Below are 24,779 nucleotides of genomic sequence, written 5' to 3'. Positions count from 1 at the left end.
GTAACAACCTCAACAACAGAGGCAAGCCTATGAACAGTTCGACCAATGCAGTAAAACGCTGGTGGTACATCATGCCAATCGTGTTTATCACGTACAGCCTGGCGTACCTTGACCGTGCCAACTTCAGCTTCGCGTCCGCGGCGGGGATCACAGAGGACCTTGGCATCACCAAAGGTATCTCCTCCCTGCTGGGTGCCCTTTTCTTCCTCGGCTACTTCTTCTTCCAGATCCCCGGCGCGATTTATGCGGAACGCCGCAGCGTGCGTAAGCTGATCTTCGTCTGCCTGATCCTGTGGGGCGCCTGCGCGTCACTGACCGGCGTGGTGAACAATATTCCTGCCCTGGCCGCCATTCGCTTTATCCTCGGCGTCGTTGAGGCGGCGGTTATGCCGGCGATGCTGATCTACATCAGCAACTGGTTTACCAAATCTGAACGCTCGCGCGCGAATACCTTCCTGATCCTCGGTAACCCGGTGACGGTACTGTGGATGTCGGTGGTGTCTGGCTACCTGATCCAGTCCTTCGGCTGGCGCGAAATGTTTATCATCGAAGGGGTCCCGGCAGTGATCTGGGCATTCTGCTGGTGGGTGCTGGTGAAGGATAAACCTGCCCAGGCGAAATGGCTTTCCGAAGATGAAAAAGCGGCGCTGCAGGCACAGCTGGATAAAGAACAGCAAGGCCTGAAGGCGGTTCGCAACTACGGTGAAGCCTTCCGCTCGCGCAACGTGATCCTGCTCTGCGCGCAGTACTTTACCTGGAGCATCGGCGTGTACGGCTTTGTGCTGTGGCTGCCGTCGATTATCCGCAGCGGCGGCGAAAACCTCGGCATGGTAGAAGTGGGCTGGCTCTCTTCCGTACCGTATCTGGCCGCGACCATCGCCATGATCGTTGCATCATGGGCATCGGATAAGCTGCAAAACCGTAAGCTGTTTGTCTGGCCGCTGCTGCTGATCGCTGCCTTTGCGTTCATTGGCTCCTGGGCCGTCGGCGCGAATCACTTCTGGGCCTCTTACGCCCTGCTGGTCATTGCCGGTGCCGCCATGTACGCCCCGTACGGTCCGTTCTTTGCCATCATCCCGGAAATGCTGCCGCGTAACGTGGCGGGTGGCGCGATGGCGCTGATTAACAGTATGGGTGCGCTGGGTTCGTTCTGCGGCTCCTGGTTCGTCGGCTACCTGAACGGTGCCACCGGCAGTCCGTCCGCATCGTACATCTTTATGGGGGTGGCGCTTTTCGCCTCCGTGTGGCTTACTCTGATTGTTAAGCCTGCTAATAATCAACAACACCCTGTCGGCGCTCGCCACGCCTGAATCCTTAAAAATCAACGGAGATTAGCATGAAGCCGTCCGTCATTTTGTATAAAGCACTGCCGGAAGATCTGCAGAAACGTCTTGAAGAACACTTCACCGTCACGCAGGTGAAAAATCTGAGCCCGGAAACCGTGGCGCAGCACGCCGAAGCGTTCGCCAGCGCCGAAGGCCTGCTGGGTTCAAGCGAGAAAGTGGATGTCGCCCTGCTGGAGAAAATGCCGAAGCTTCGTGCTACCTCTACCGTTTCCGTGGGTTACGACAACTTCGATGTGGACGCCCTTAATGCCCGCAAGATCCTGCTGATGCATACGCCACATGCCCTGACGGAAACCGTGGCCGACACGCTGATGGCGCTGGTACTCACCACGGCGCGTCGCGTGGTGGAAGTCGCCGGGCGCGTGAAAGCGGGCGAATGGACAAAAAGCATTGGTCCGGACTGGTTCGGCGTGGACGTACACGGCAAAACGCTGGGCATTGTTGGCATGGGGCGTATCGGGCTGGCACTGGCGCAGCGCGCGCATTTTGGTTTTAACATGCCGATTCTGTATAACGCGCGTCGCCATCACGGTGAAGCCGAGGAACGCTTCAACGCTCGCTACTGCGAGCTGGATACCCTGCTGCAGGAAGCTGATTTTGTCTGCCTGGTTCTGCCGCTGACGGACGAAACGCGTCATCTGATTGGCAAAGAGGCGTTTAAGAAAATGAAGCAGTCAGCCATTTTCATCAACGCGGGTCGCGGCCCGGTAGTGGATGAGAAGGCGCTGATTGAGGCCCTGCAGAACGGTGAGATCCATGCAGCAGGTCTGGACGTCTTTGAGCAGGAGCCGCTGCCGGTGGATTCCCCGCTGCTTTCGCTGCCTAACGTGGTTGCCCTGCCGCACATCGGCTCAGCCACCCATGAGACGCGCTACAGCATGGCGGCCACTGCGGTCGATAATCTCATCGCCGCCCTTAGCGGAAAGGTGGAGATAAACTGCGTGAACCCGCAGGTGCAACGATAGAAACGAAAAAACCCGCCAGAAGGCGGGTTTTTGAATTTTGTGCTACTGGGTTGGAAGCTTACAGGCTTACAACGTTACCAGCTGCTGGGCCTTTAGCGCCGCTTTCGATGGTGAAGGAAACTTTCTGACCTTCATCCAGAGATTTGTAGCCATCGTTCTGGATAGCAGAGAAGTGTACGAACACGTCTTTTGAGCCATCGTCAGGAGTGATGAAGCCGAAACCTTTATCAGCGTTGAACCATTTTACCAGACCAGTCATTTTAGCAGACATAGAAATTACCTTATTAACAAATATATTGAGCCTTCCGGCTTGATGGATTGCGTTACAGATTTTTAAGCGATGAAGGAAGGGTCACAACGAAGGGTATCTATGGATAACAATCTGGACTGCTTTACTAAACTGCTTTAGGTCTGTGTAACAAACCGACGGGGATAGTTATACCGATGTGGTAGAAGAATGACAAGCGTTATTTTCGATAAGCATAAAAAAACCCCGCCAGAGGCGGGGTTTTTTCGGTTTATTCTGTGGCCGTGACGGCGGCACTCCAGGCCTGGCTAAAGGCCTGATGCTGGGAGGCCAGCGGCCCAATCAGCGTATTGTACTGGCTTGCCTGCTGCGAGGTCGGGAACTGAATGCCGTTGGCAACAAAGCTCACCTGAGCCTCCTGCTGGGCGATAAAGTCACCCACCTGAACCAGCTGCTGCGTGAAGATTTGCGCGGCCGGAATCAACGGTTGCAGCGCTTCAGACGGTTTGGTCACCACTTTCTCATACACTTTGTCGAAGACCGGTTTGAGATCGTCGCCCTGCTTCAGCGCAGAACGTGACGCGTCAGCCTGCATTTTTGCATTCTGCAACTGCTGGCTCAGCACGCCAAGCGCACCGTTGGACTGGCGAAGCGGTTCGCGCTGCGTCATATAATCCTGCGGAACGCGGATGGCGTTCACGCTATCCACCACTGGACGAATTCCGGAATCCATCGCCTGGCTCACCTGCTGTGAATAACCATAAAGAATGGCGTAATCGGACACGAAGGGGCCAAACTGTTTTTTCTGATCCGCAGTCAGCGTCGGCAACCGCTCGCCGCTGCGCATCACTGTATTCTGTAGAAAATCGATAAACGCTTTGCGCTGATCGCCTTCTTTATCAAAACACCCACTCAGGCTAACAACCATCAACAACGCCGCAATAGGCGCAAACCAGCGAGAGCAGGACTTTCCTGTCGCCATTTTATTACTCCTTTCACCCAAAAAAGCGCACACCGGCACACGCGTGCCCGACGCTGACAAGGATAGTCCAGGTCAGCCTTGCAAGATACTCTTTTCATGCAAAACGGCTATTGCCGATTTATTTCTTACCATTTACAAAAAAATACCTGACGAAGCCGACATATGACTAATCAGGGAATTAGCATAACTGTCCATATTGCTGAATCGGATAAAGCGATCGTTACCGCACGATTAATCACACCCGTGACGATCCTGGGTTCGTATTAGGGACTATTCTTAACTGGCTCTCTGATGTTCTTGATCACGATGTGAGATTTAAGAGGAGTCCTCAATGGAATATAAAGATCCTGAGTTTGAGCTGCTGAGCAGCCTGGAACAGATCATTTTTAAAGATGTACCGCAGACGATTAGCCTGCAACAAAAATCCAATCCCTTTACAGAATATGAGCAATTGCGCAAAGGGACAGGACTGAAAACCGAAGAATTCGCCAGAGCGATGGGTGTCAGCGTGGCTATGGTGCAGGAGTGGGAGTCAAAACGTGAGAAACCCACCCCAACCGAGTTAAGGCTGATGCGCCTGATTCAGGCCAACCCTGCACTCAGCAAACAGATAGCGTAGTGAAGATTGAATGCCCCCGCCTTTGCGGGGGCTTGTGTTTTAAAGGCTCTCACAACGCCAGCCCGCCTCTTCCCATACCCATTCATGCGTTAACGTTAAGCCTCTTAAAAAAGCCTCATCGTGTGATACCACCAGCAGAGCCCCGGGGAAATCGGCCAGCGCCGCTTCAATGGCCTGTACCGAGGCCAGATCCAGATGGTTGGTCGGTTCATCCAGCAGCAAAAGCTGCGTGGTCTCCGCGCGCCACAGCACGCAGGCCAGGGCGGCCTTAAGACGCTCGCCGCCGCTGAGCTCCGCCAGCGGGAGCGTAACTTTGTCGGCGCCCAGTTGAAGCTGCGCCAGACGGGTTCGCAATACCCCCTCTTCCAGAGGCGTATGACCCAGGTTGAGATGCGTCATGACCGACTGCGAAAGATCGAGCCGGGACAGATGCTGGTCGAGATAGGCACAGCTGACTGAAACCTTACAGGTACCCGAACGGGGGGCAATCTCGCCGAGGAGGATTTTTAACAGCGTCGATTTTCCGCAGCCGTTTGGTCCCTTTAACGCCACGCGCATCGGTCCGTCCATCCGCCAGTTGAGCGGAGGAACAGGCACATGCGGCAGCACCAGATCCTCCAGCACCAGCACCTGCTTCCCCTCCGGGATCTGACTCCCCGGCAGGGTGAACATTACCGGGTTATCTTCCTCAACGCGTTCACGCGCCTTATTTACCGCGGCGTTGAGGGCTTCATTTTGCTCGCTGTGCTGTTTTTTCCAGGAGCCGATCCGCTCCTTTGCCGCGCCTTTATATTTGACCCGCTCGAACGACGCGATATTCAGGGTATCGACGGTGCGCAATGTCTTTGCCGAACGCCGCTGGCTGTCATCATGCTCTTTTTGCATGCGTACCCGAGTGCGTTTGCGCTCGGTTGCCGCATGTTCCAGCGCCGCGCGGGCCGCCTGCTGTTCGGCATCGCGCTGGGTTTGATAATCCGCATAATTCCCGCCGTAGCTGCGCAGACCCGAGGCGCTCAGTTCAAGGATACGCGGCACCTGCTCCAGAAGTTCGCGGTCATGGGAGGCCACCAGTACGCCGCCCTGAAAACGACTGAGCTGGTCGTAGAACCACGCCCGGCCTTGTCGATCCAGATGGTTAGTGGGCTCGTCCAGCAGCATGAAATCCGCCTCAGCCGTAAACGCCCCGCACAGCAGGGCGCGAATACGCTCGCCGCCGCTGAGTTCGCCGGCAGGTTTATCCGGGTCAAAGGGTGGGAGCTTCGCATTGATAAACGCCTCGCGCAGGCGCTCGGCAACATCCCAGTGGCCGTCGAGCAGCTCCAGATCGTCAGGCTGGTAATCGCCGCTGTCGATGCGCTTACGCGCCGTAAAAATCGCGTCATACCCGAGCAGTTCAGCAAGCGTCGTCTCCGGAGAAATGACGTGCTGCTGCGCCACATAGACATGCGAGCCAAAGCGTTCGATATGACCGGTAGCCGGTTCGTCCAGCCCCGCCAGCAGACGCAGCAGACGCGTTTTCCCGCTGCCGTTGCGGCCAACCAGCGCACACAGGGCGGGCTCCAGCGTAAGATTCAGCGGACCAAAAAGGGTATCGCCCGTCGGAAACTGACAGGTGACCTGATGCAAAATAAAAGAAGGGGACTGCGCAAAATGAGCCATAAGCACTCCTGAATGAAATCAAAACATCCCCTGCCGACGCGGTAGCGTTTAGCAAGGATCGAAATTCATCAGTCGTGTTTGTTCATTTTTGGGGGGCGCTCCAGCGCGAGAAAGTTAACGCGATAAGGATAGCGGTAATGTGTTGACCATTTCAAGGTTAAATTTTGGGCGATTTATACTCCCTCTCCCTTTGGGCTGAGAGATCCCCACCAAATATTGTCTGCACAGACGGCCCCCTCTCCCTTGAGGGAGAGGGCTGGGGTGAGGGGGAACATACGGCTGTGGGGGTTGTTCCTTGCTACTCTGTAACGACATGGCCTGTGAACGTGCCAGGGCGGCTCAATCGCCACCGCCATGGCGTCGCTGTAAAACCTCTACCCGCAGTATGCTTCTCATTGCGGTAATTTTGCGAGCCTCTTTCCAGAAATGGTAATATCCTCAGCGACATAGCTCAAAACTGTTGCCGCCTGTTTTGATGAGCAGTAAGTTCTCTTCGCACCTGCAAAATCAGGTGCCGGGATTGGAACCCTGAATCACTTCACTGGCGACACAGGCTCTGTGTCGTACGGCCTGTTGCATCTCAATGGCGGGCCGGACAGGGGCGCTGCAAAGCGCGCTGGTGTCAGTGAGGCCAGTCGTTCCAACCTTGTTCGGTTCCGCCACCAGCGAGCCTGGAACCTCCCGTGGCGGAAGATATACCACTCACTGAGGTTATTTTATGTCATTGATTAACTCTTTAATCACCCTGCCCTTCAACCACGCCACCGACTTCACCGAACTGGCGGATAACTGCGAACGTTTTACAGACGCACTGGTAGATTGCAAAGAACCCGCCCCAAAAATGGCGCTTTACGGCAGACTTTATGCCTGTCTGAATCTTCTGCAACCCACGCTTCTGGAACCTGTTCCGGACGCTTTAAAAGCCAGCCTGACCGTGAAGGAACTCCCGTCACGCGTTCCGGCTTTCGAACCCGAGTGCGATCAGCTGGGGCGCTACTGTCAGGAGATTACGCAGTTGCTGATGAACGGCACACTGCCGCGACAATCTGAAATCGTGATGGAAGATTTGCTGTGCGAACTGGTCAGCTACTTTGCCGATACGCTGAAGGCACCGCGCTGGCTGCAGACAGACGAAGGCACAATCGCGATCGGCTAAACCTGCCGGATGACGCTGCGCTTATCCGGCCTACAAAAGCCCCATAAAAAAACCCGCCGAAGCGGGTTTTTAGCATGTGTAACAGCGGGCACATTACTGCAGCAGCGAAATATCCGCTACGCGCAGGAACAGCTCGCGCAGTTTCTCGAGCATGGAGAGACGGTTAACGCGCAGCTCTTTATCTTCTACGTTCACCATCACCTTCTCGAAGAAGGCGTCGATAACGTCACGCAGCTCGGCCAGCTCCACCAGCGCTTCCTGGTAGCGACCTTCCGCGAAGTACGGCTCGAGCTTGTCGCGCAGCACCACAACCTGCATCGCCAGCGCGATCTCTTCCGGCTCTTTCAGGGTTGCTGCGTTCACGCGCTCGTTCAGCGTCTCGTCGGATTTCGCCAGAATGTTGGATACACGCTTGTTGGCCGCGGCCAGGGCAGATGCCGCTTCCAGGGTACGGAAGTGGGAAACCGCCTTCATACGCGCATCGAAATCAGCCGGACGGGTTGGACGACGCGCCAGCACCGCCTGAATGGTGTCAACGGTGTAGCCTTCGTCCTGATACCACGCGCGGAAACGACCGAGCATAAAGTCGATCACATCATCCACAACGTTCGCGTTGGTCAGCTTGTCGCCGTACAGACGCACCGCTTCTTCGGTCAGGGTCTGCAGATCGAGGTTCAGGTTCTTCTCAACGATGATACGCAGCACGCCCAGCGCGGCACGACGCAGCGCAAACGGGTCTTTGTCGCCTTTCGGATGCTGACCGATACCGAAGATACCCGCCAGGGTGTCCATCTTATCGGCAATCGCCACGGCGCACGCAACCGGGTTGGACGGCAGGTCGTCACCCGCAAAGCGCGGCTGATACTGCTCGTTCAGGGCCACGGCCACGTCTTCCGCTTCGCCATCGTGACGCGCGTAGTGCATGCCCATAACGCCCTGTGTGTCGGTAAATTCGAACACCATGTTGGTCATCAGGTCGCACTTGGACAGCAGGCCAGCACGAGTCGCGTGGTTGACGTCAGCACCGATTTCACGAGCAATCCAGCCGGACAGCTCCGCGATGCGGTCGGTTTTGTCGCGCAGCGTCCCCAGCTGCTGCTGGAACAGCACGGTCTGCAGGCGCGGCAGGTTATCTTCCAGACGCTTTTTACGGTCGGTATTGAAGAAGAACTCCGCATCCGCCAGGCGTGGGCGCACCACTTTCTCGTTACCGGAGATAATCTGGATCGGATCTTTTGATTCGATGTTCGCCACGAAAATGAAGTTTGGCAGCAGCTTGCCGTCGTTGGCGTAAACCGGGAAGTACTTCTGGTCACCCTTCATGGTGTACACCAGCGCTTCAGCAGGAACGGCCAGGAATTTCTCTTCGAACTTCGCGGTCAGCACAACCGGCCATTCAACCAGAGAGGTCACTTCTTCCAGCAGGCTTTCGCTCAGGTCGGCGTTACCGCCAATCTGACGCGCCGCTTCTTCGGCGTCCGCTTTGATTTTGGCTTTACGCTGCTCATAGTCGGCAATAACTTTACCGCGCTCCAGCAGAATCTGCGGATACTGGTCAGCATTGTCGATGGTGAACTCAGGCTCGCCCATGAAGCGGTGGCCGCGGATCACGCGATCGGACGCCACGCCCAGAATGGTCGCCGGGATAACGGTATCGCCCAGCAGCAGGGTCACGGTGTGAACCGGACGCACGAAGTGCACGTCGGACGCACCCCAGCGCATCAGCTTAGGAATAGGCAGCTTCGCCAGCGAGGTCGCAATCATGTCCGGCAGCAGCGCTTCCGCGCTTTCGCCTTTCACGTGCGCACGGTACAGCAGCCACTCGCCTTTATCCGTGGTCAGACGCTCGGCCTGATCGACGGTGATGCCGCAGCCGCGCGCCCAGCCTTCAGCCGCTTTGCTCGGCTTGCCTTCCGCGTCAAACGCCTGGGCAATCGCCGGGCCACGTTTTTCGACTTCGCGATCCGGCTGAGACGCCGCCAGATTAGCCACTTTCAGCGCCAGACGGCGCGGTGCGGCAAACCACTCAATTTTACCGTGTGCCAGGCCAGCGTTATCCAGCTCGGCGGTCACGTTCGCAGCGAAAGATTCAGCCAGGCTGCGCAGGGCTTTTGGTGGCAGCTCTTCGGTGCCGATTTCCACCAGGAAAGTTTTCTCAGACATGGCCGCCTCTTATTTGTTTCGGTTGCACATCGGGAAGCCAAGGGCTTCACGGGACGCGTAGTAAGCTTCTGCAACGGCTTTGGTCAGGGTACGAATACGCAGAATGTAGCGCTGACGTTCAGTCACGGAGATGGCTTTGCGGGCGTCCAGCAGGTTGAAGCTGTGGGCGGCCTTCAGAATACGCTCGTAAGCAGGCAGCGGCAGCGGAGTCTCCAGCGCCAGCAGCTGCTGCGCTTCTTTCTCGTACTGCTCGAAGCAGGTGAACAGGAAGTCCACGTCCGCGTATTCGAAGTTATAGGTGGATTGCTCCACTTCGTTCTGATGGAACACGTCGCCGTAGGTGGTTTTACCCAGCGGGCCGTCGCTCCAGACCAGGTCGTAAACGCTGTCTACGCCCTGAATGTACATCGCCAGACGTTCCAGACCGTAGGTGATTTCACCGGTGATCGGCTTACATTCCAGACCACCCACCTGCTGGAAGTAAGTGAACTGGGTCACTTCCATGCCGTTCAGCCACACTTCCCAACCCAGACCCCAGGCACCCAGCGTTGGGTTTTCCCAGTTATCTTCCACGAAACGGATGTCGTGGATGGTTGGATCCATACCCAGCTCTTTCAACGACCCGAGGTACAGTTCCTGAATGTTGTCGGGTGATGGCTTAATCACCACCTGGAACTGATAGTAATGCTGCAGACGGTTCGGGTTTTCACCGTAACGACCATCGGTCGGACGACGAGAAGGCTGCACATACGCGGTCGCCATTGGCTCAGGCCCTAACGCGCGCAGGCTGGTCATCGGGTGTGAAGTGCCGGCGCCGACTTCCATGTCCAAAGGTTGAACAATGGTACAGCCCTGACGAGCCCAGTAATCCTGTAAGGTCAGGATCAGGCCCTGGAAGGTCTTGGTATCAAACTTTTGCATAGTATTTCGTGCTGGATACGTGTGGTTTTAAATGGAAGGGACCAGTATACCCGCTGGCTGCAAGATATACAGTACGAAACGGGGTTGTTTAGGGAAAATTGGGAAATAAGCCTTGCGGCCAGAGCGCTGACGGCGTCTGGCTGCTGATTATGCGAGCAGGCTAGCGCATAGAGAGGTGTAAAAACTGACCGTCCGCATCAAACGAGCAGACAAAGCCCTCTTTGCGCGACGTATGGCCCCGCAGCTCATAGCTTCCCTGAAAACGCTCAAACCCGGTGACATCAATTTTCTGCACGTCGGAGTTATAGCGGCGAGCGGCCCGATCTTTACAGAGTGCTTCCATATTCAGTGAACGTTCCGGGCTCATTTTACCCTGCTGCGCTTTTTGCACAGGTGCTTCTTGCGGCGCACTGCATCCCGCCAGGCTCGCCAGCAGAAAGAGTGACGCCACACGCTTCATCATCATTTTTATTACCGCCCTGGTCAGTGGCTGTTATTTTTAGTATCAAAGCTTTTATAGATTACGGTCCGGCATTCTGCGAATCTCGCGGCCTCCCTACAAGCCTGCTGAATAAAACTCAGAATTTTCCAAACGAAGACTTTTGGACAACGGCAGTCACACTCAATTTACAGGGAATACGAGGAACTGATGCAGTCAAAAATTAACTGGATTGATAACCTGCGAGGAATAGCGTGTCTGATGGTGGTCATGATCCACACGACGACCTGGTACGTCACAAATGCCCACAGCATCAGCCCCGTTAACTGGGATATCGCCAATATTCTCAACTCTGCGTCACGCGTCAGCGTGCCGCTGTTCTTTATGATTTCCGGCTTTCTCTTTTTTGGCGAGCGCAGCGCGCAGCCGAGACACTTCATTCGCATCGCGGCCTGTCTGGGGTTCTACAGCGCCGTTGCCCTACTCTATATCACCCTGTTCACCTCGATTAACGCCGGGCTTTCGCTGAAATACGTGCTGCAAAAACCGGTGTTCTATCACCTGTGGTTCTTCTTCGCCATTATCGTTATCTATCTGGTCTCCCCGCTCATCCAGGTAAAAAACGTCAGCGGTAAAATGCTGCTGGCCCTGATGGTGGTGGCTGGCATTATCGCCAACCCGAATACGCTCTCGCAGAAAATCGACGGATTTGAGTGGCTGCCGGTCAATCTCTATATCAACGGCGATACTTTTTACTACGTGCTTTACGGCATGCTGGGGCGCGCTATCGGGATGATGGACACGCAAAAACGCGGTCTGAACTGGCTCTGCGGGGCGCTGTTTATCGCTGGCGTGGCGGTGATTTCACGCGGGACGCTGCACGAGCTGCAGTGGCGCGGCAATTTTGCCGATACCTGGTATCTGTATTGCGGGCCGATGGTCTTTATCTGTGCCGTTTCGCTGCTCACGCTCGCCAAAAACACCCTGAACGCGCGTCCCCTGCCCGCGCTGAGTCTTATCTCGCGGCACTCTCTCGGGATTTACGGTTTTCACGCGCTGGTGATCCACGCTCTGCGCACGAGAGGCATTGAGCTAAAAAGCTGGCCGGTGCTGGATATCGTCTGGATTTTTGCCGCCACGCTGGCGATCAGCCTGCTGCTGTCGATGCTGCTGCAAAAAATAGACGCCCGCCGCTTCGTCAGCTAATGCTTCGCTGTCGGGCGCGATGATACTGGCGCGGGGAGGAAAACCCTGCCGCCAGTGAAGCCTGCTCCACGCCGCGCCCCTGCAATAGCCACTGCTCCGCCACCGCCAGACGCAGCTGTTCCAGATAATCGCGAACGCTAATCCCTAAATGTGACTGGAAAAGCCGGGTGAGGTGACGCGGGCTGACGTGCGCCAGGGCGGCAATGTCAGGCAAGCTCCACGTTTTTTGCGGCTCGGCGGTGAGCGCATCCTGCGCCCGATGAATCGCCGGATGAAGATGATTGCGGTAGCGTAGCCACGGAGATAGCTGGGGATCGTCACCCGAACGGCGGAACCAGACCACCATCTCACGCGCCACGGTCAGCGCCTTTTCGGGGCCGCACAGGCGGTTAATCATGTGCAGCGCCAGATCGATGCCCGACGTGATCCCCGCGCTGGTCCAGATATTCTCATCCTGCACAAAGATGCGGTTTTCTTTAATCGTCGCCGTGGGGGCAGCGGTGCGTAAACGGCTAATAACATCATGATGGGTTGTGCACTGTCGGTTGTTCAGCAGGCCCGATTTCGCCGCCAGTAAAGCCCCTGAACAGACGCACATCACGGCGATCTCCTGGCGCTGGATCTGCGGCTGCAGGCGCATCAGCCAGTGCTGGATCTGCTGCGCCTGTGGCGTTGAGAACTGAAAGCGGGAGTCGCTCACCCCCGGCAGCACCAGCAGGCTGCCGGGAGGCAGGCTTTCCGGCAGCGGCTGGATGCCGCTCATCGTCAGGCCTATCGACGTCGGAACTTCCGGCTGCGGGCCAATGTAATGCAGGCGAAACGCGTCGCCAGCCAGCACAAAGGTCTCCGCCGGGCCGGTCATGTCTAATGACAGCACCCCGGGCAACATCACGAACCAGACGTCGATGCTCATTACAGGGACTCCAGCGTCTCCGCTACCGTTTTAATCTCGGCAAAACGCCCGGAAAGTACCGTCTCGGTACGATGGCGAATTTCCGCTGCGCTCAGGGTAATGCCCTTGTACGTCATGGGAAACGTCAGCGTTGCCTCACTAACAAAGGTCACAGCATAACCCAGATCGGATGCCACCCGGGCGGTGGTTTCGCAGCATTGTTCAGTGCGAATGCCGCAGATAATCACACTGTTGATATCGCGCTCGCGCAGCCAGCGGTCAAGCCCGGTATCCGTAAACGCATTATGGACGTGTTTCTGGAAAACCACATCCGGCTGATGACGCAAAAAGGCCATCGGTTTGACATAGCCGCTTTCCAGGGTGAAAGGTCCGTCTTCATCCACATGAAAAATATCAACGACCGGAATATTGCGCGCCTGGCAGCCTTCAATCAGCCCCAGCATCGCCTGCTGAAAGGCAGGGATCTCGCCTTCCTGCCAGTAATTGCGGTGGTGAAATGACTGCTGAGTATCGATGTTGATTAATACAGTGCGTGACATGATGGATCTCCTCGCCAGTGGGTGTGACACCATACTGGCAAGGAAATGAAGGCACGCACAGACCAAAAAAGGACATCCTCATGCCTCTCCCGGACAAGCGTATTTACGACATCAGCGGCAGCAGCTGCTGGTAGATTTTGCGGAACACGTCGCGCCTTTCCGCGTACCGCGCATGGCGCACCGCGTCAGGCACATGCGCCTGTTCAAGCGTAAGCTGCGGCAACAGTTGCGAAAGCGGCTGTTCCGGATGAATGGCTATCTGCGCCAGACGCGCGGCGCCGAGCGCGGGTCCGACATCCCCGCCGGTGCGGAAATCCAGCTGCAACCCGCTGATATCCGACAGCATCTGTCGCCAGTAAGGGCTTCGCGCACCGCCGCCTATCAGGGTGACGCTCGTCGGTTTCAGGCCACAGTCGTGCACCACGTCCATCCCGTCGGCCAGGGCATAGCCCACGCCTTCCAGAACCGCACGCGCCAGTTCTGCCGGGCCATGCTGATGGGTTAAGCCAAAGAACACCCCTTTCGCTTCCGGGTTGTTGTGCGGCGTACGCTCGCCGGAAAGATACGGTAAAAACCAGACGCTACCCGCAGCGTCATCCGCCTGCTGCGCCGCAGCAATGAGCGCCGGGACGTCGGCCATGCCGGTGAGTTTTGCCGCCCAGTCCAGGCAGGACGCCGCGCTGAGCATCACCGACATCAAATGCCATTTCCCGGGAAGGGCATGACAGAAGCTGTGCACCGCGCTTTCTGGATTACTGCGATACCCGTCGCTGACGGCAAAATAGACGCCAGACGTTCCCAGTGACAGCATCGCCTGGCCCGCCTCAACCATGCCAACGCCGACAGCGCCCGCCGCGTTATCGCCGCCCCCGGCCACCACCGGTACGGCAGGCATATTCCAGCGCTCAGCAACGGCTGGCAGCAGCGCGCCCGTCACCTCACAGCCTTCGTACAGCGCGGGCATATGTTCCCGGGTCAGATGGCAGGCATCCAGCATCGCCTCGCTCCAGTCTCGCTTCGCCACGTCGAGCCACATCGTGCCCGCGGCATCGGACATGTCGCTGGCGAAATCGCCCGTCATGCGAAAACGCAGATAGTCTTTCGGCAGCAGGACTTTCGCCACCTGACGGAAAATCTCCGGCTCGTGGCGCTGCACCCACAGTAATTTAGGCGCAGTAAAGCCGGGCATCATCAGGTTGCCGGTAATCTCGCGGGAGGCAGGTACGCGCGCCTCGAGAAGCGCACACTCTTCCGCGCAGCGGCCATCGTTCCAGAGGATCGCAGGACGTAGCACGCGATGCTGGCTATCGAGCAGCGTCGCGCCGTGCATTTGTCCGGCAATCCCCAGCGCTTTCACGTCGCGCAGGCTGTGCTGCTCACCTAAGGCTTTGATTGCGCGATCCGTCGCCTGCCACCAGTGCTCCGGATCCTGTTCCGACCACAGCGGATGCGGACGTGAAACCTGCAGCGTTGCCGTCTGCGTGGCTAACACGTCGCCCTGCTCGCTCAACAAGATGGCTTTCACACCCGATGTGCCAAGATCGATCCCGATATACATTATGGTGACTCCTTTAACAGAAATGCCCGGTGGCGCTAACGCTTACCGGGCCTACGTGCTGTTATTTATCGAACAGGTAGTGATTGACCAGGTTTTCCAGCAGTTCCTGGTGCCCGCTCTGATGCTGCGGTGCCAGCTGATGTTGTTCAGCGTACTTCGCGATTTCCGCAAGCGATAACTGCCCTTTCAAAATTTGCTGGCCCAGCTCACTGTTCCAGCCGCTGTAACGCTTCGCTACGCGTTTATCCAGCTCGCCGTCTTCAATCATTCGAGCCGCCACTTTCAGCGCCAGCGCCATGGTGTCCATCGCGCCAATGTGGCCGTAGAACAGATCGTATTTGTCGGTGCTCTGACGACGCACCTTGGCGTCAAAGTTCAGGCCGCCGGTGGTGAAACCGCCCGCTTTGACGATCTCGTACATCACCAGCGCATTCTCTTCCACGCTGTTCGGGAACTGGTCGGTGTCCCAGCCCAGCTGTGCATCGCCGCGGTTCGCATCGACAGAGCCGAAGATACCCAGCGCAATCGCAGACGCGATCTCGTGATGGAAAGAGTGGCCCGCCAGCGTGGCGTGGTTGGCCTCAATGTTCACTTTAATCTCTTTTTCCAGGCCGAACTGCTTCAGGAAGCCATACACCGTCGCCACGTCGTAGTCGTACTGGTGCTTGGTCGGTTCCTGCGGTTTCGGTTCGATCAGCAGCGTGCCGCGGAAGCCGATTTTGTGCTTATGGTCGACAACCATCTGCATAAAGCGGCCAATTTGTTCGCGCTCCTGGCGCAGGTCGGTGTTGAGCAGGGTTTCATAGCCTTCACGGCCCCCCCACAGAACATAGTTTTCACCGCCCAGCTGATGCGTGGCGTTCATTGCCGTCACCACCTGCGTAGCCGCCCAGCTAAACACGTCCGGATCCGGGTTAGTTGCCGCGCCCGCGCCGTAGCGAGGGTTGGTGAAGCAGTTTGCCGTGCCCCAGAGCAGCTTCACGCCGCTTTGCTGCTGTTTCGCCGCCAGCACATCCACCATCTGTGCAAAGTTGTTCAGATACTCTTTCAGCGACGCGCCTTCCGGCGACACGTCCACGTCATGGAAGCAGTAATACGGCACGTTCAGCTTGTGGAAGAACTCAAACGCGACATCGGCTTTGCGTTTCGCCAGCTCGATGGCCTCACCCGGCTGCTGCCACGGGCGGTCAAAGGAACCCACGCCGAACATATCGGCGCCGTTCCAGCAGAAGGTATGCCAGTAACAGGCGGCAAAGCGCAGATGATCTTCCATGCGCTTACCCAGCACCAGCTCATCCGGGTTGTAGTGACGAAATGCTAAAGGATTGGTCGTTTTCGGGCCTTCGTAACGAACGCGATCGAGTTGGTCGAAATAAGCTTGCATATTGAGCTCCATAATCAGGGTATGCGGCGAGTCGTTGATACAGGAGTAATAGTGAATAGACATTTTGGGTTGCTCAATTACGTTATTTCACACTGCTATTGAGAGAATGCACAACTGTGCGCTGGCTCGCAAAATAATGCGCAGACGAACTATTTTTCGGCGCGTATTCCAGAATCAAATGTAATTAAGACGTTACGTATTTTAAAATCCGATCGCGGTCATAAATTCAGAAATAAACCAAATATCATAATGGGAAGATAAAAATCTGTAATTGCCAGCCCGCCTTTCCGCGTTAAAAATTTGCTGCGTCTCAGCAGTGAATGTTTCTTTTATCTCAGCAACACATACCCCTACAAAAAGGCCTAATAATTATGAAGATAAAGAACCTGACTCTAACGCTCTGCACTACGCTCCTCTTTGCAAGCTTTGCAGGACATGCCAAAGAGGTCAAAATTGGCATGGCGATTGACGACCTGCGTCTGGAGCGCTGGCAAAAAGATCGCGATATTTTTGTTAAAAAAGCAGAATCCCTCGGCGCCAGCGTGTTTGTTCAGTCGGCTAACGGCAACGAAGAAACACAGATGTCGCAGATCGAGAATATGATCAACCGTGGCGTCGATGTCCTGGTCATTATCCCCTATAACGGCCAGGTATTAAGTAACGTGGTGAAAGAAGCCAAACAGGAAGGCATAAAAGTCCTGGCCTATGACCGTATGATTAATAATGCGGACATTGATTATTATATTTCGTTCGACAATGAAAAAGTCGGGGAATTACAGGCGCAAAGCCTGATCGACAAAGTGCCCCAGGGCAATTATTTCCTGATGGGTGGCTCTCCGGTGGATAACAACGCCAAACTGTTCCGCGAAGGGCAAATGAAAGTCCTTAAGCCGTACATCGACAACGGGAAAATTAAAGTGGTCGGCGATCAGTGGGCCGACGGCTGGCTGCCAGAAAACGCGCTGAAGATTATGGAAAACGCGCTGACGGCCAACAACAACAAAATTGACGCGGTTGTGGCCTCCAACGATGCCACCGCAGGCGGCGCTATCCAGGCCCTGAGCGCCCAGGGGCTGGCCGGTAAAGTCGCCATTTCAGGACAGGATGCCGATCTGGCTGGCGTAAAACGCATTATCGCAGGCACTCAAACCATGACGGTCTACAAACCGATTACCCAGTTGGCCAATACGGCGGCGGAAATCGCCGTAGAGCTGGGCAATGGCAAACAACCTAAAGCAGACGCGACCCTGAATAACGGGCTGAAAGACGTTCCGGCTCGCCTGCTCACACCGATTGAAGTCAACAAAGAGAACATTGACGCCACCGTGGTTAAAGACGGTTTCCACAAGAAGAGCGAACTGTAATCCGGCGCGGCCCCTGCTCTGCGGGGGCGCATCACGTTGTACTGTTCTTCCCTCGGGTTATGTGGAGCGGTTATGCCTTATTTACTTGAAATGAAAAGCATCACCAAACGCTTCGGCACGGTGAAAGCCGTCGACAACGTCAGCCTCCGGTTGAACCCCGGCGAAGTGGTTTCGCTGTGCGGTGAGAACGGTTCGGGCAAGTCGACGCTGATGAAAGTGCTGTGCGGGATCTACCCGCACGGCAGCTACGAAGGCGAAATCGTCTTTGCCGGTGAAGTTATTCAGGCGACACACATCCGCGATACCGAACGCAAAGGCATCGCCATCATCCACCAGGAGCTGGCGCTGGTGAAGCATCTCACCGTGCTGGAGAACATCTTCCTCGGGGCCGAAATTTCCCGCCACGGCGTGCTGGATTACGACACCATGACGCTCCGCTGCGAAAAGCTGCTGGCACAGGTGAGCCTCAACATTTCACCGGATACCCGCGTGGGGGATCTGGGCCTCGGGCAACAGCAGCTGGTCGAAATAGCGAAAGCGCTAAATAAACAGGTCAGGCTGCTGATCCTCGATGAGCCGACGGCCTCGCTCACCGAACAGGAAACCGCGGTTCTGCTCAATATCATCCGCGATCTGCAAAACCACGGCATCGCCTGTATCTACATCTCGCACAAGCTGAACGAGGTCAAAGCTATTTCGGACACCATCTGCGTGATCCGCGACGGGCAACACATCGGCACGCGTGAAGCCGCGGGGATGAGCGAAGATGACATCATCACCATGATGGTGGGCCGCGAGCTAACGGCACTTTACCCGAATGAACCCCACGCAACGGGCGATGAAGTGCTGCGCGTGGAAAACCTGACCGCGTGGCACCCCGTTAACCGCCACATCAAGCGCGTCAATAACGTCTCGTTCTCCCTTCGCCGTGGCGAAATTCTTGGGATTGCGGGCCTCGTCGGTGCCGGGCGCACCGAAGCCGTACAGTGTCTGTTTGGCGTGTGGCCGGGACGCTGGGAGGGCACGATTTATATCGACGGCCAGCCGGTGAAAATCGACAACTGCCAGCAGGCGATTACGCGCGGCATTGCCATGGTGCCGGAAGATCGCAAAAAAGACGGCATCGTGCCGGTCATGGCGGTGGGTAAAAACATTACGCTTGCGGCGCTCGATCGGTTCTCCGGCGCGCTGAGCAGCCTGGACGATGCCGCCGAGCAGCAGTGCATCCTCCAGTCGCTTGCCCGGCTGAAGGTCAAAACCTCCTCACCGGAGCTAGCGATTGGCCGCCTTAGCGGGGGAAACCAGCAGAAGGCGATTCTGGCGCGCTGCCTGCTTCTCAATCCACGCATATTAATCCTTGATGAGCCCACGCGCGGGATTGATATCGGTGCCAAATATGAAATCTACAAACTGATTAATCAGCTTGTACAGCAAGGGATTGCCGTCATTGTCATTTCGTCTGAGTTACCCGAAGTGCTCGGCCTGAGCGACCGCGTGCTGGTCATGCACGAGGGAAAACTGAAAGCCAACCTGATTAACCAGAACCTGACGCAGGAGCAGGTGATGGAAGCCGCTTTAAGGAGCGAACGTCATGTCGAAAAGCAATCCGTCTGATATCAAAGTCGCTGTTCCGACGCCCGGTGCATTTGCAGGGCTAAAAGCGCTTAACCTGCAGGTTTTCGTGATGATCGCGGCGATTATCGTCATCATGCTGTTCTTTACCTGGATGACCGATGGCTCGTACTTAAGCGCGCGTAACGTCTCCAACCTGCTCCGCCAGACCGCCATCACCGGCATTCTGGCCGTGGGCATGGTGTTCGTGATTATCTCCGCGGAAATCGACCTGTCGGTCGGTTCGATGATGGGGCTCCTCGGGGGCGTGGCGGCGATTTTTGACGTCTGGCTCGGCTGGCCGCTGCCGCTGACCGTGGCGGTCACGCTGGTGCTGGGTCTGGTTCTGGGAGCCTGGAACGGCTGGTGGGTTGCCTACCGTAAGGTGCCATCGTTCATTGTCACCCTGGCGGGGATGCTGGCCTTCCGCGGGATCTTAATCGGCATCACCAACGGCACCACCGTCTCCCCCACCAGTGCAGCCATGTCGCAGATTGGCCAGAGTTACCTCTCAGATAGCGTGGGCTTTACGATCGGTGTGATTGGGTTGCTGGCCTTTGTCGCATGGCAGTGGCGTGGACGCATGCGTCGTCAGGCGCTGGGGCTGGCTTCTCCGGCGTCAACCTCGGTGGTGGGGCGTCAGGCGCTCACGGCGGTCATTGTGCTGGGCGCCATCTGGCTTCTGAATGACTATCGCGGTGTCCCGACCCCCGTCCTGCTGCTGGCGCTTTTACTGCTGGGCGGCATGTTTATGGCCACGCGCACCGCGTTTGGCCGCCGTATTTATGCCATTGGCGGCAATCTTGAAGCTGCCCGCCTCTCGGGTATCAATGTCGAGCGTACCAAGCTGGCGGTCTTCGCCATTAACGGCCTGATGGTCGCTATCGCCGGGCTGATCCTCAGCTCGCGTCTCGGAGCAGGCTCTCCCTCCGCCGGGAACATCGCCGAGCTGGATGCTATCGCCGCCTGCGTCATTGGCGGCACCAGCCTCGCAGGGGGTATCGGTAGCGTGGCGGGCGCGGTCATGGGGGCATTTATCATGGCGTCGTTGGATAACGGGATGAGTATGATGGACGTCCCGACGTTTTGGCAGTATATCGTCAAGGGGGCCATTCTTTTACTGGCAGTCTGGATGGACTCGGCCACCAAGCGACGGGCCTGATAACCGTATTGTGACTTAATTGGGAAGTGAGCCATGTTTGAAAAGCGTCACCGCATTACGTTGTTATTCAATGCCAATAAAGCCTACGACCGTCAGGTGGTGGAAGGCGTTGGTGAATATTTGCAGGCGTCGCAATCCGAATGGGATATTTTTATTGAAGAAGATTTTCGCACCCGTCTGGAGAACATCAAAGACTGGCTGGGCGATGGCGTCATCGCGGACTATGACGATCCCGTCATCGAACAGCTGCTGACCGACGTCGACGTCCCGATTGTGGGCGTCGGCGGCTCCTACCATTCGCCCGACCACTATCCGCCGGTCCACTATATTGCCACCGATAACCATGCCCTGGTCGAGGCTGCCTTTCTTCATTTAAAAGAGAAAGGTGTCCATCGCTTCGCGTTTTATGGGTTACCGTCCACCAGCGGCAAGCGCTGGGCCGTTGAGCGCGAACACGCGTTTTGCCAGCTGGTCGCAAAGGAAAAGTATCGCGGCGTAGTGTACCAGGGGCTGGAGACCGCGCCGGAAAACTGGCAGCACGCGCAAAACCGCCTGGCGGACTGGCTGCAAACGCTGCCGCCGCAAACCGGTATTATTGCCGTGACGGACGCCCGCGCGCGGCACGTGCTGCAGGTCTGCGAACACTTACACATTCCGGTGCCCGAAAAGCTGTGCGTGATTGGCATTGATAATGAAGAACTGACCCGCTATCTATCCCGCGTGGCGCTCTCCTCCGTTGCACAGGGCACGCGTCAGATGGGTTATCAGGCGGCGAAGCTGCTGCATCGTCTGCTGGATAAAGAATCTCTGTCGCTTCAGCGCTTGCTCGTGCCTCCTGTCCGCGTCGTAGAACGTCGCTCAACCGATTATCGCTCCTTAAGCGACCCGGCCGTCATTCAGGCCATGCACTATATTCGCAACCACGCCTGCAAAGGGATTAAGGTCGATCAGGTGCTGGATTCGGTGGGCATTTCGCGCTCGAATCTGGAGAAGCGTTTTAAAGAAGAGGTGGGCGAAACCATTCATGCCGTCATCCATGCTGAAAAGCTGGAGAAAGCACGCAGCCTGCTCATTTCCACGTCGCTGTCGATCAACGAAATCTCGCAGATGTGCGGTTACCCGTCTCTGCAATATTTCTATTCGGTGTTCCGCAAAGAGTATGACACCACGCCGAAGGAGTATCGGGATCGCCACAGCGAGGTGCTGATATAGAAAAGAAAACGCCTTCCAGTGGAAGGCGTTTTTTTGAGATTACATATGAGCGGCGATTAAGCGCTGGTTATCCTGGTACATGGCGAACAGATAGTTGTTATAGCTCTGTCCCTTTGTCGAATAACCTTTCAGCTTGTGGATCATCGTACTGGCCGTCACTTCCTGGTCCGCTTTACGCAGCTGAGCGCGTGATTTACGGAACGATGAGTAGGCCGGGTGCGTGTTCAGATTTACCACGTAGGCGCTGACGGAATCTTTCACAGATTCAAACTGCGAATAGCCTTTCACCTTGCCAGGGGCATTGTTACAACGACCTTTCACACATTTCATGCCGAAAAGGTTGTTGTTGCTACGCGCAAGCTTAGACGTCCCCCAGCCGCTTTCGGCAGCAGCCATAGTCGCAACCATGCTGCCCGGGATGATATCCACACGCTCAAGGAGAGCATTCCACGGCACACGACGCGTGTTACCGTTCCAGCTCAGCTTGTAGCGCTTCGTGATATCTTTCAGACGCGTGCGCTCTGACGGCGACCAGCGGCTATCGTACTGTTTGGAAATCAGCCAGTTACGATCCGCAGTAATCGCGGCATTTTGACTCGTGATGTAAGGCATTACCGTCCGGAGAAACGCTTTTTTCCTTGGTGTTCCGGAAGGGTATTTTCGCAAATCAGGAAGTGAACTACTCTTTGCACTATTGCGAGAATACTCTTGTTTACTGCTAACCTTACTACTTGTCGTCTTTATTACGTGGGCTTTCTTACTCGTTGTATCCGTGTGCGTCTTCGCAAGCACCTCACCCGAAAATGCCGTGGTGAGTAACATGAGTATCGCAGCCCCATATCGTCGAATGGGAGTCGATATCATTAGGTCTCCTGGTCGGATGTAATCATCCCAACACCTTATTTTTTTCACAAATTTGAGAGCGGAATCTCAAATCATATCAAAAATAGACTTCAAGAGCACGTATAGAAATAGTCCAATTCCGAAACTATGTCACCTGAAACTTGCTCATAAAAAAATCATTCCGCAGAAACTGTGTGCGCTATCGCAGATAACTGCCTAATTTTGCGCGAGATCACTCATCCTCACGCATCCTCCTGGCAGAAAGCGGCAGGGGATGAGTTTTTGCCTCCCGCCTGATGGCACACTGGTCAAAAATGCCGCGACAGGAAAAAGGAATGAAACGTACCGCATTAGCCTTTCTGATGTTACCCGCACTGGCGCATGCCGACTGGTCATCGCCGGGGTTTAGCGCCTTTAGCGCCGAAGGCACCGGGGTCTTCACCAGCCAGGCAAAGCTTGCGAAGGGTACGCGTCCTCTGACGCTGAGTTTTGACAAGACGTGCTGGCAGCCTGCGGACGCGATAAAACTCAATGAGATGCTGTCGCTCACGCCCTGTGAGGGCGCACCGCCGCAGTGGCGCCTTTTCCGCGACGGTGACTACCAGATGCGGATTGATACCCGCTCCGGCACGCCCACCCTGCTGCTGACGATTCAGAGTGCCGCAGAACAGCCGGTTGCAAACGTCATCCGCCAGTGTCCGAAGTGGGACGGCAAACCGCTGACGCTGGACGTCAGCCATACCTTCCCGGAAGGCTCCGTGGTGCGCGACTACTACAGTAAACAGACGGCGACGGTACAGAATGGAAAAATAACCCTGCAGCCAGCCGCCAACAGTAACGGCCTGCTGCTGCTTGAGCGCGCCGAAACCGACAAGCCTGCGCCGTTTAGTTGGCAAAACGCCACCGTCTATTTTGTACTAACCGACCGTTACGTGAATGGTGACCCGGGCAACGACAACAGCTACGGTCGCCATAAAGACGGCATGCAGGAGATTGGCACCTTCCACGGCGGTGACCTCAAGGGACTCGCCGGCAAGCTCGACTACCTGCAGCAACTGGGCGTCAACGCGCTCTGGATAAGCTCCCCGCTTGAGCAGATCCACGGCTGGGTAGGCGGTGGCACCAAAGGAGATTTCCCTCACTACGCCTATCACGGCTACTACACCCAGGACTGGACAAAGCTCGACGCCAATATGGGCAGTGAGGATGACCTGCGCCAGCTTGTCGACGAAGCGCACAAGCGCGGGATCCGCGTTCTGTTCGATATCGTCATGAACCACGTTGGTTATGCCACGCTGGCAGACATGCAGGAGTATCAGTTTGGTGCCCTGTACCTGCAGGGTGATGAACTGAAAAAGACGCTGGGAGAACGCTGGACGGACTGGAAGCCGGGCGCGGGCCAAAGCTGGCACAGCTTTAACGACTACATCAACTTTAGCGACAAAGCCGCATGGGAAAAATGGTGGGGTAAAAAGTGGATCCGCACCGATATCGGCGATTACGACAACCCTGGCTTCGATGATTTGACCATGTCGCTGGCATTTCTGCCGGATCTGAAAACGGAATCCACGACGCCTTCCGGATTGCCAAACTTTTACCAACACAAGCCCGATACCCACGCGAAGGCCATCAAGGGATATCCCCCGCGCGATTATCTGACCCACTGGCTCAGCCAGTGGGTCCGTGACTACGGCATCGACGGTTTCCGGGTGGATACGGCTAAACACGTTGAGCTTGCGGCCTGGCAACAGCTGAAAGACCAGGCAAGCCAGGCGCTGGCCGCCTGGAAAGGGGCGAACCCGGACAAAAAGCTCGACAACGCACCGTTCTGGATGACCGGGGAATCCTGGGGCCACGGGGTGATGCAAAGCGATTATTACCGCCACGGTTTTGATGCGATGATCAACTTTGATTATCAGGAGCAGGCGGCAAAAGCGGTGGATTGCCTGGCCGACATGGATCTCACCTGGCAGCAGATGGCGGAGAAGCTGCAAAGCTTCAACGTGCTGAGCTATCTCTCATCACACGATACGCGTCTGTTCCGCGAAGGGGGCCAGCGCGCGGCGGAGCTGCTTCTGCTGGCGCCGGGCAGCGTACAAATCTATTACGGGGATGAATCCGAGCGTCCGTTTGGGCCAACAGGCTCCGACCCGCTGCAGGGCACCCGTTCGGATATGAACTGGCAGGACGTCACGGGCAAGCAGGCCCTAACCGTCGCCCACTGGCAAACGCTGGGCCAGTTCCGCGCCCGCCATCCGGCAATTGGTGAAGGCAAGCAAACCACGCTGTCGCTGAAAGAGGGGTACGGCTTCGTGCGCGAGCACAAGGGCGATAAGGTGATGGTGGTATGGGCAGGTAATCAGTAATTCTCCCCCTCACCCTAACCCTCGCCCCTTGTACGGTCCGGGGACATAGTGAACACTTGTTCGGGGACATGGTAGACACTTACAACTAAGGCATAAGAACCCGTTTATGGAGTCGCTTATGCCC

21 protein-coding genes are annotated in these 24,779 nt (G+C 56.3%); 10 read left to right on the top strand and 11 right to left on the bottom strand.

What is annotated here, in order from left to right; all coding sequences use genetic code 11:
* Positions 1–29: 29 nt before the first annotated feature.
* Together KIF87_RS21340 and ghrB are read left to right on the top strand one after the other, a co-directional pair.
* Complete coding sequence (locus KIF87_RS21340; RefSeq protein ID WP_023334085.1) at positions 30–1,310, top strand: MFS transporter; 1,281 nt, start codon at positions 30–32, stop codon at positions 1,308–1,310.
* 26 nt (positions 1,311–1,336) lie between these two features.
* Positions 1,337–2,311: a glyoxylate/hydroxypyruvate reductase GhrB gene (gene ghrB, locus KIF87_RS21335; RefSeq protein WP_159515283.1), complete on the top strand. Its 975-nt coding sequence runs from the start codon at positions 1,337–1,339 to the stop codon at positions 2,309–2,311.
* Positions 2,312–2,369: 58 nt separating this feature from the next.
* Here ghrB and cspE read toward each other — a convergent pair whose 3' ends face one another.
* Positions 2,370–2,582 carry a transcription antiterminator/RNA stability regulator CspE gene (gene cspE / locus KIF87_RS21330; protein ID WP_003860775.1) on the bottom strand — a complete coding sequence of 71 codons (213 nt, stop codon included), beginning with the start codon at positions 2,580–2,582 and terminating at the stop codon, positions 2,370–2,372.
* Positions 2,583–2,829: 247 nt separating this feature from the next.
* Entirely contained in the window at positions 2,830–3,540 is a 711-nt protein-coding gene (locus KIF87_RS21325) for a DUF3053 domain-containing protein (RefSeq protein ID WP_023334083.1), read from the bottom strand.
* A 331-nt stretch (positions 3,541–3,871) separates the two neighbouring features.
* On the opposite strand from KIF87_RS21325, the gene KIF87_RS21320 reads away from it, so the two are divergent.
* Positions 3,872–4,159: an HTH-type transcriptional regulator gene (locus KIF87_RS21320; protein ID WP_023309948.1), complete on the top strand. Its 288-nt coding sequence runs from the start codon at positions 3,872–3,874 to the stop codon at positions 4,157–4,159.
* Between the two features lie 39 nt (positions 4,160–4,198).
* On the opposite strand, the gene KIF87_RS21315 is transcribed toward KIF87_RS21320, so the two are convergent.
* Positions 4,199–5,818, bottom strand: a complete 1,620-nt coding sequence (locus KIF87_RS21315) for an ABC-F family ATP-binding cassette domain-containing protein (protein ID WP_213330595.1) — start codon at positions 5,816–5,818, stop codon at positions 4,199–4,201.
* A gap of 718 nt (positions 5,819–6,536) precedes the next feature.
* Between KIF87_RS21315 and KIF87_RS21310 the strand changes: the two genes are divergently transcribed.
* Positions 6,537–6,974 (top strand): hypothetical protein, encoded by a 438-nt coding sequence (locus KIF87_RS21310; protein WP_213330593.1) that lies wholly within the window; start codon positions 6,537–6,539, stop codon positions 6,972–6,974.
* A 93-nt stretch (positions 6,975–7,067) separates the two neighbouring features.
* Here KIF87_RS21310 and glyS read toward each other — a convergent pair whose 3' ends face one another.
* From glyS to KIF87_RS21295, 3 genes are all read right to left on the bottom strand, one after another.
* The gene (gene glyS / locus KIF87_RS21305) at positions 7,068–9,137 is read right to left on the bottom strand and encodes a glycine--tRNA ligase subunit beta (protein ID WP_159515280.1); all 2,070 of its coding nucleotides are present in this window, start codon (positions 9,135–9,137) and stop codon (positions 7,068–7,070) included.
* A 9-nt stretch (positions 9,138–9,146) separates the two neighbouring features.
* On the bottom strand, positions 9,147–10,058 hold the full coding sequence (gene glyQ, locus KIF87_RS21300; protein ID WP_003860141.1) for a glycine--tRNA ligase subunit alpha: 912 nt from the start codon (positions 10,056–10,058) through the stop codon (positions 9,147–9,149).
* A 160-nt stretch (positions 10,059–10,218) separates the two neighbouring features.
* The gene (locus tag KIF87_RS21295; RefSeq protein WP_213330591.1) at positions 10,219–10,524 is read right to left on the bottom strand and encodes a YsaB family lipoprotein; all 306 of its coding nucleotides are present in this window, start codon (positions 10,522–10,524) and stop codon (positions 10,219–10,221) included.
* A 183-nt stretch (positions 10,525–10,707) separates the two neighbouring features.
* Here KIF87_RS21295 and KIF87_RS21290 point away from each other — a divergent pair, with 183 nt between their 5' ends.
* Positions 10,708–11,703 (top strand): acyltransferase, encoded by a 996-nt coding sequence (locus tag KIF87_RS21290; protein WP_213330589.1) that lies wholly within the window; start codon positions 10,708–10,710, stop codon positions 11,701–11,703.
* On the opposite strand, the gene KIF87_RS21285 is transcribed toward KIF87_RS21290, so the two are convergent.
* The 4 genes from KIF87_RS21285 to xylA form a co-directional block, all read right to left on the bottom strand.
* Complete coding sequence (locus tag KIF87_RS21285) at positions 11,696–12,616, bottom strand: GlxA family transcriptional regulator (protein WP_121425979.1); 921 nt, start codon at positions 12,614–12,616, stop codon at positions 11,696–11,698. The genes KIF87_RS21290 and KIF87_RS21285 overlap by 8 nt on opposite strands.
* Positions 12,616–13,155 carry an isochorismatase family protein gene (locus KIF87_RS21280; protein ID WP_213330587.1) on the bottom strand — a complete coding sequence of 180 codons (540 nt, stop codon included), beginning with the start codon at positions 13,153–13,155 and terminating at the stop codon, positions 12,616–12,618. The genes KIF87_RS21285 and KIF87_RS21280 overlap by 1 nt, the downstream gene beginning before the upstream one ends.
* Before the next feature lie 103 nt (positions 13,156–13,258).
* A complete protein-coding gene (gene xylB, locus KIF87_RS21275) occupies positions 13,259–14,713 on the bottom strand; it encodes a xylulokinase (RefSeq protein WP_213330585.1) in 1,455 nt (484 codons plus the stop codon).
* A gap of 61 nt (positions 14,714–14,774) precedes the next feature.
* Positions 14,775–16,097, bottom strand: a complete 1,323-nt coding sequence (gene xylA / locus KIF87_RS21270; protein ID WP_121426086.1) for a xylose isomerase — start codon at positions 16,095–16,097, stop codon at positions 14,775–14,777.
* A gap of 371 nt (positions 16,098–16,468) precedes the next feature.
* Between xylA and xylF the strand changes: the two genes are divergently transcribed.
* The 4 genes from xylF (at position 16,469) to xylR (ending at position 21,446) form a co-directional block, all read left to right on the top strand.
* Positions 16,469–17,461 (top strand): D-xylose ABC transporter substrate-binding protein, encoded by a 993-nt coding sequence (gene xylF / locus KIF87_RS21265; RefSeq protein ID WP_213330583.1) that lies wholly within the window; start codon positions 16,469–16,471, stop codon positions 17,459–17,461.
* A 72-nt stretch (positions 17,462–17,533) separates the two neighbouring features.
* Positions 17,534–19,075 carry a xylose ABC transporter ATP-binding protein gene (locus KIF87_RS21260; RefSeq protein ID WP_213330581.1) on the top strand — a complete coding sequence of 514 codons (1,542 nt, stop codon included), beginning with the start codon at positions 17,534–17,536 and terminating at the stop codon, positions 19,073–19,075.
* The gene (xylH, locus tag KIF87_RS21255; protein WP_213330579.1) at positions 19,053–20,234 is read left to right on the top strand and encodes a xylose ABC transporter permease XylH; all 1,182 of its coding nucleotides are present in this window, start codon (positions 19,053–19,055) and stop codon (positions 20,232–20,234) included. Before KIF87_RS21260 ends, xylH begins: the two co-directional genes overlap by 23 nt.
* A 33-nt stretch (positions 20,235–20,267) precedes the next feature.
* Positions 20,268–21,446, top strand: coding sequence for a D-xylose utilization transcriptional activator XylR (gene xylR / locus KIF87_RS21250; RefSeq protein WP_213330577.1), 1,179 nt, complete (start codon positions 20,268–20,270; stop codon positions 21,444–21,446).
* A gap of 39 nt (positions 21,447–21,485) precedes the next feature.
* Here xylR and KIF87_RS21245 read toward each other — a convergent pair whose 3' ends face one another.
* Complete coding sequence (locus KIF87_RS21245; protein WP_032643761.1) at positions 21,486–22,310, bottom strand: protein bax; 825 nt, start codon at positions 22,308–22,310, stop codon at positions 21,486–21,488.
* 314 nt (positions 22,311–22,624) lie between these two features.
* Here KIF87_RS21245 and KIF87_RS21240 point away from each other — a divergent pair, with 314 nt between their 5' ends.
* The gene (locus KIF87_RS21240; protein WP_213330575.1) at positions 22,625–24,655 is read left to right on the top strand and encodes an alpha-amylase; all 2,031 of its coding nucleotides are present in this window, start codon (positions 22,625–22,627) and stop codon (positions 24,653–24,655) included.
* Positions 24,656–24,779 lie beyond the last annotated feature (124 nt).

Source organism: Enterobacter sp. 120016 (genome assembly GCF_018383635.1).
Taxonomy (GTDB): domain Bacteria; phylum Pseudomonadota; class Gammaproteobacteria; order Enterobacterales; family Enterobacteriaceae; genus Enterobacter; species Enterobacter asburiae_D.
Note: the sequence above shows the minus strand (reverse complement) of the source record. Positions and strands in the feature narration are given on the sequence as shown.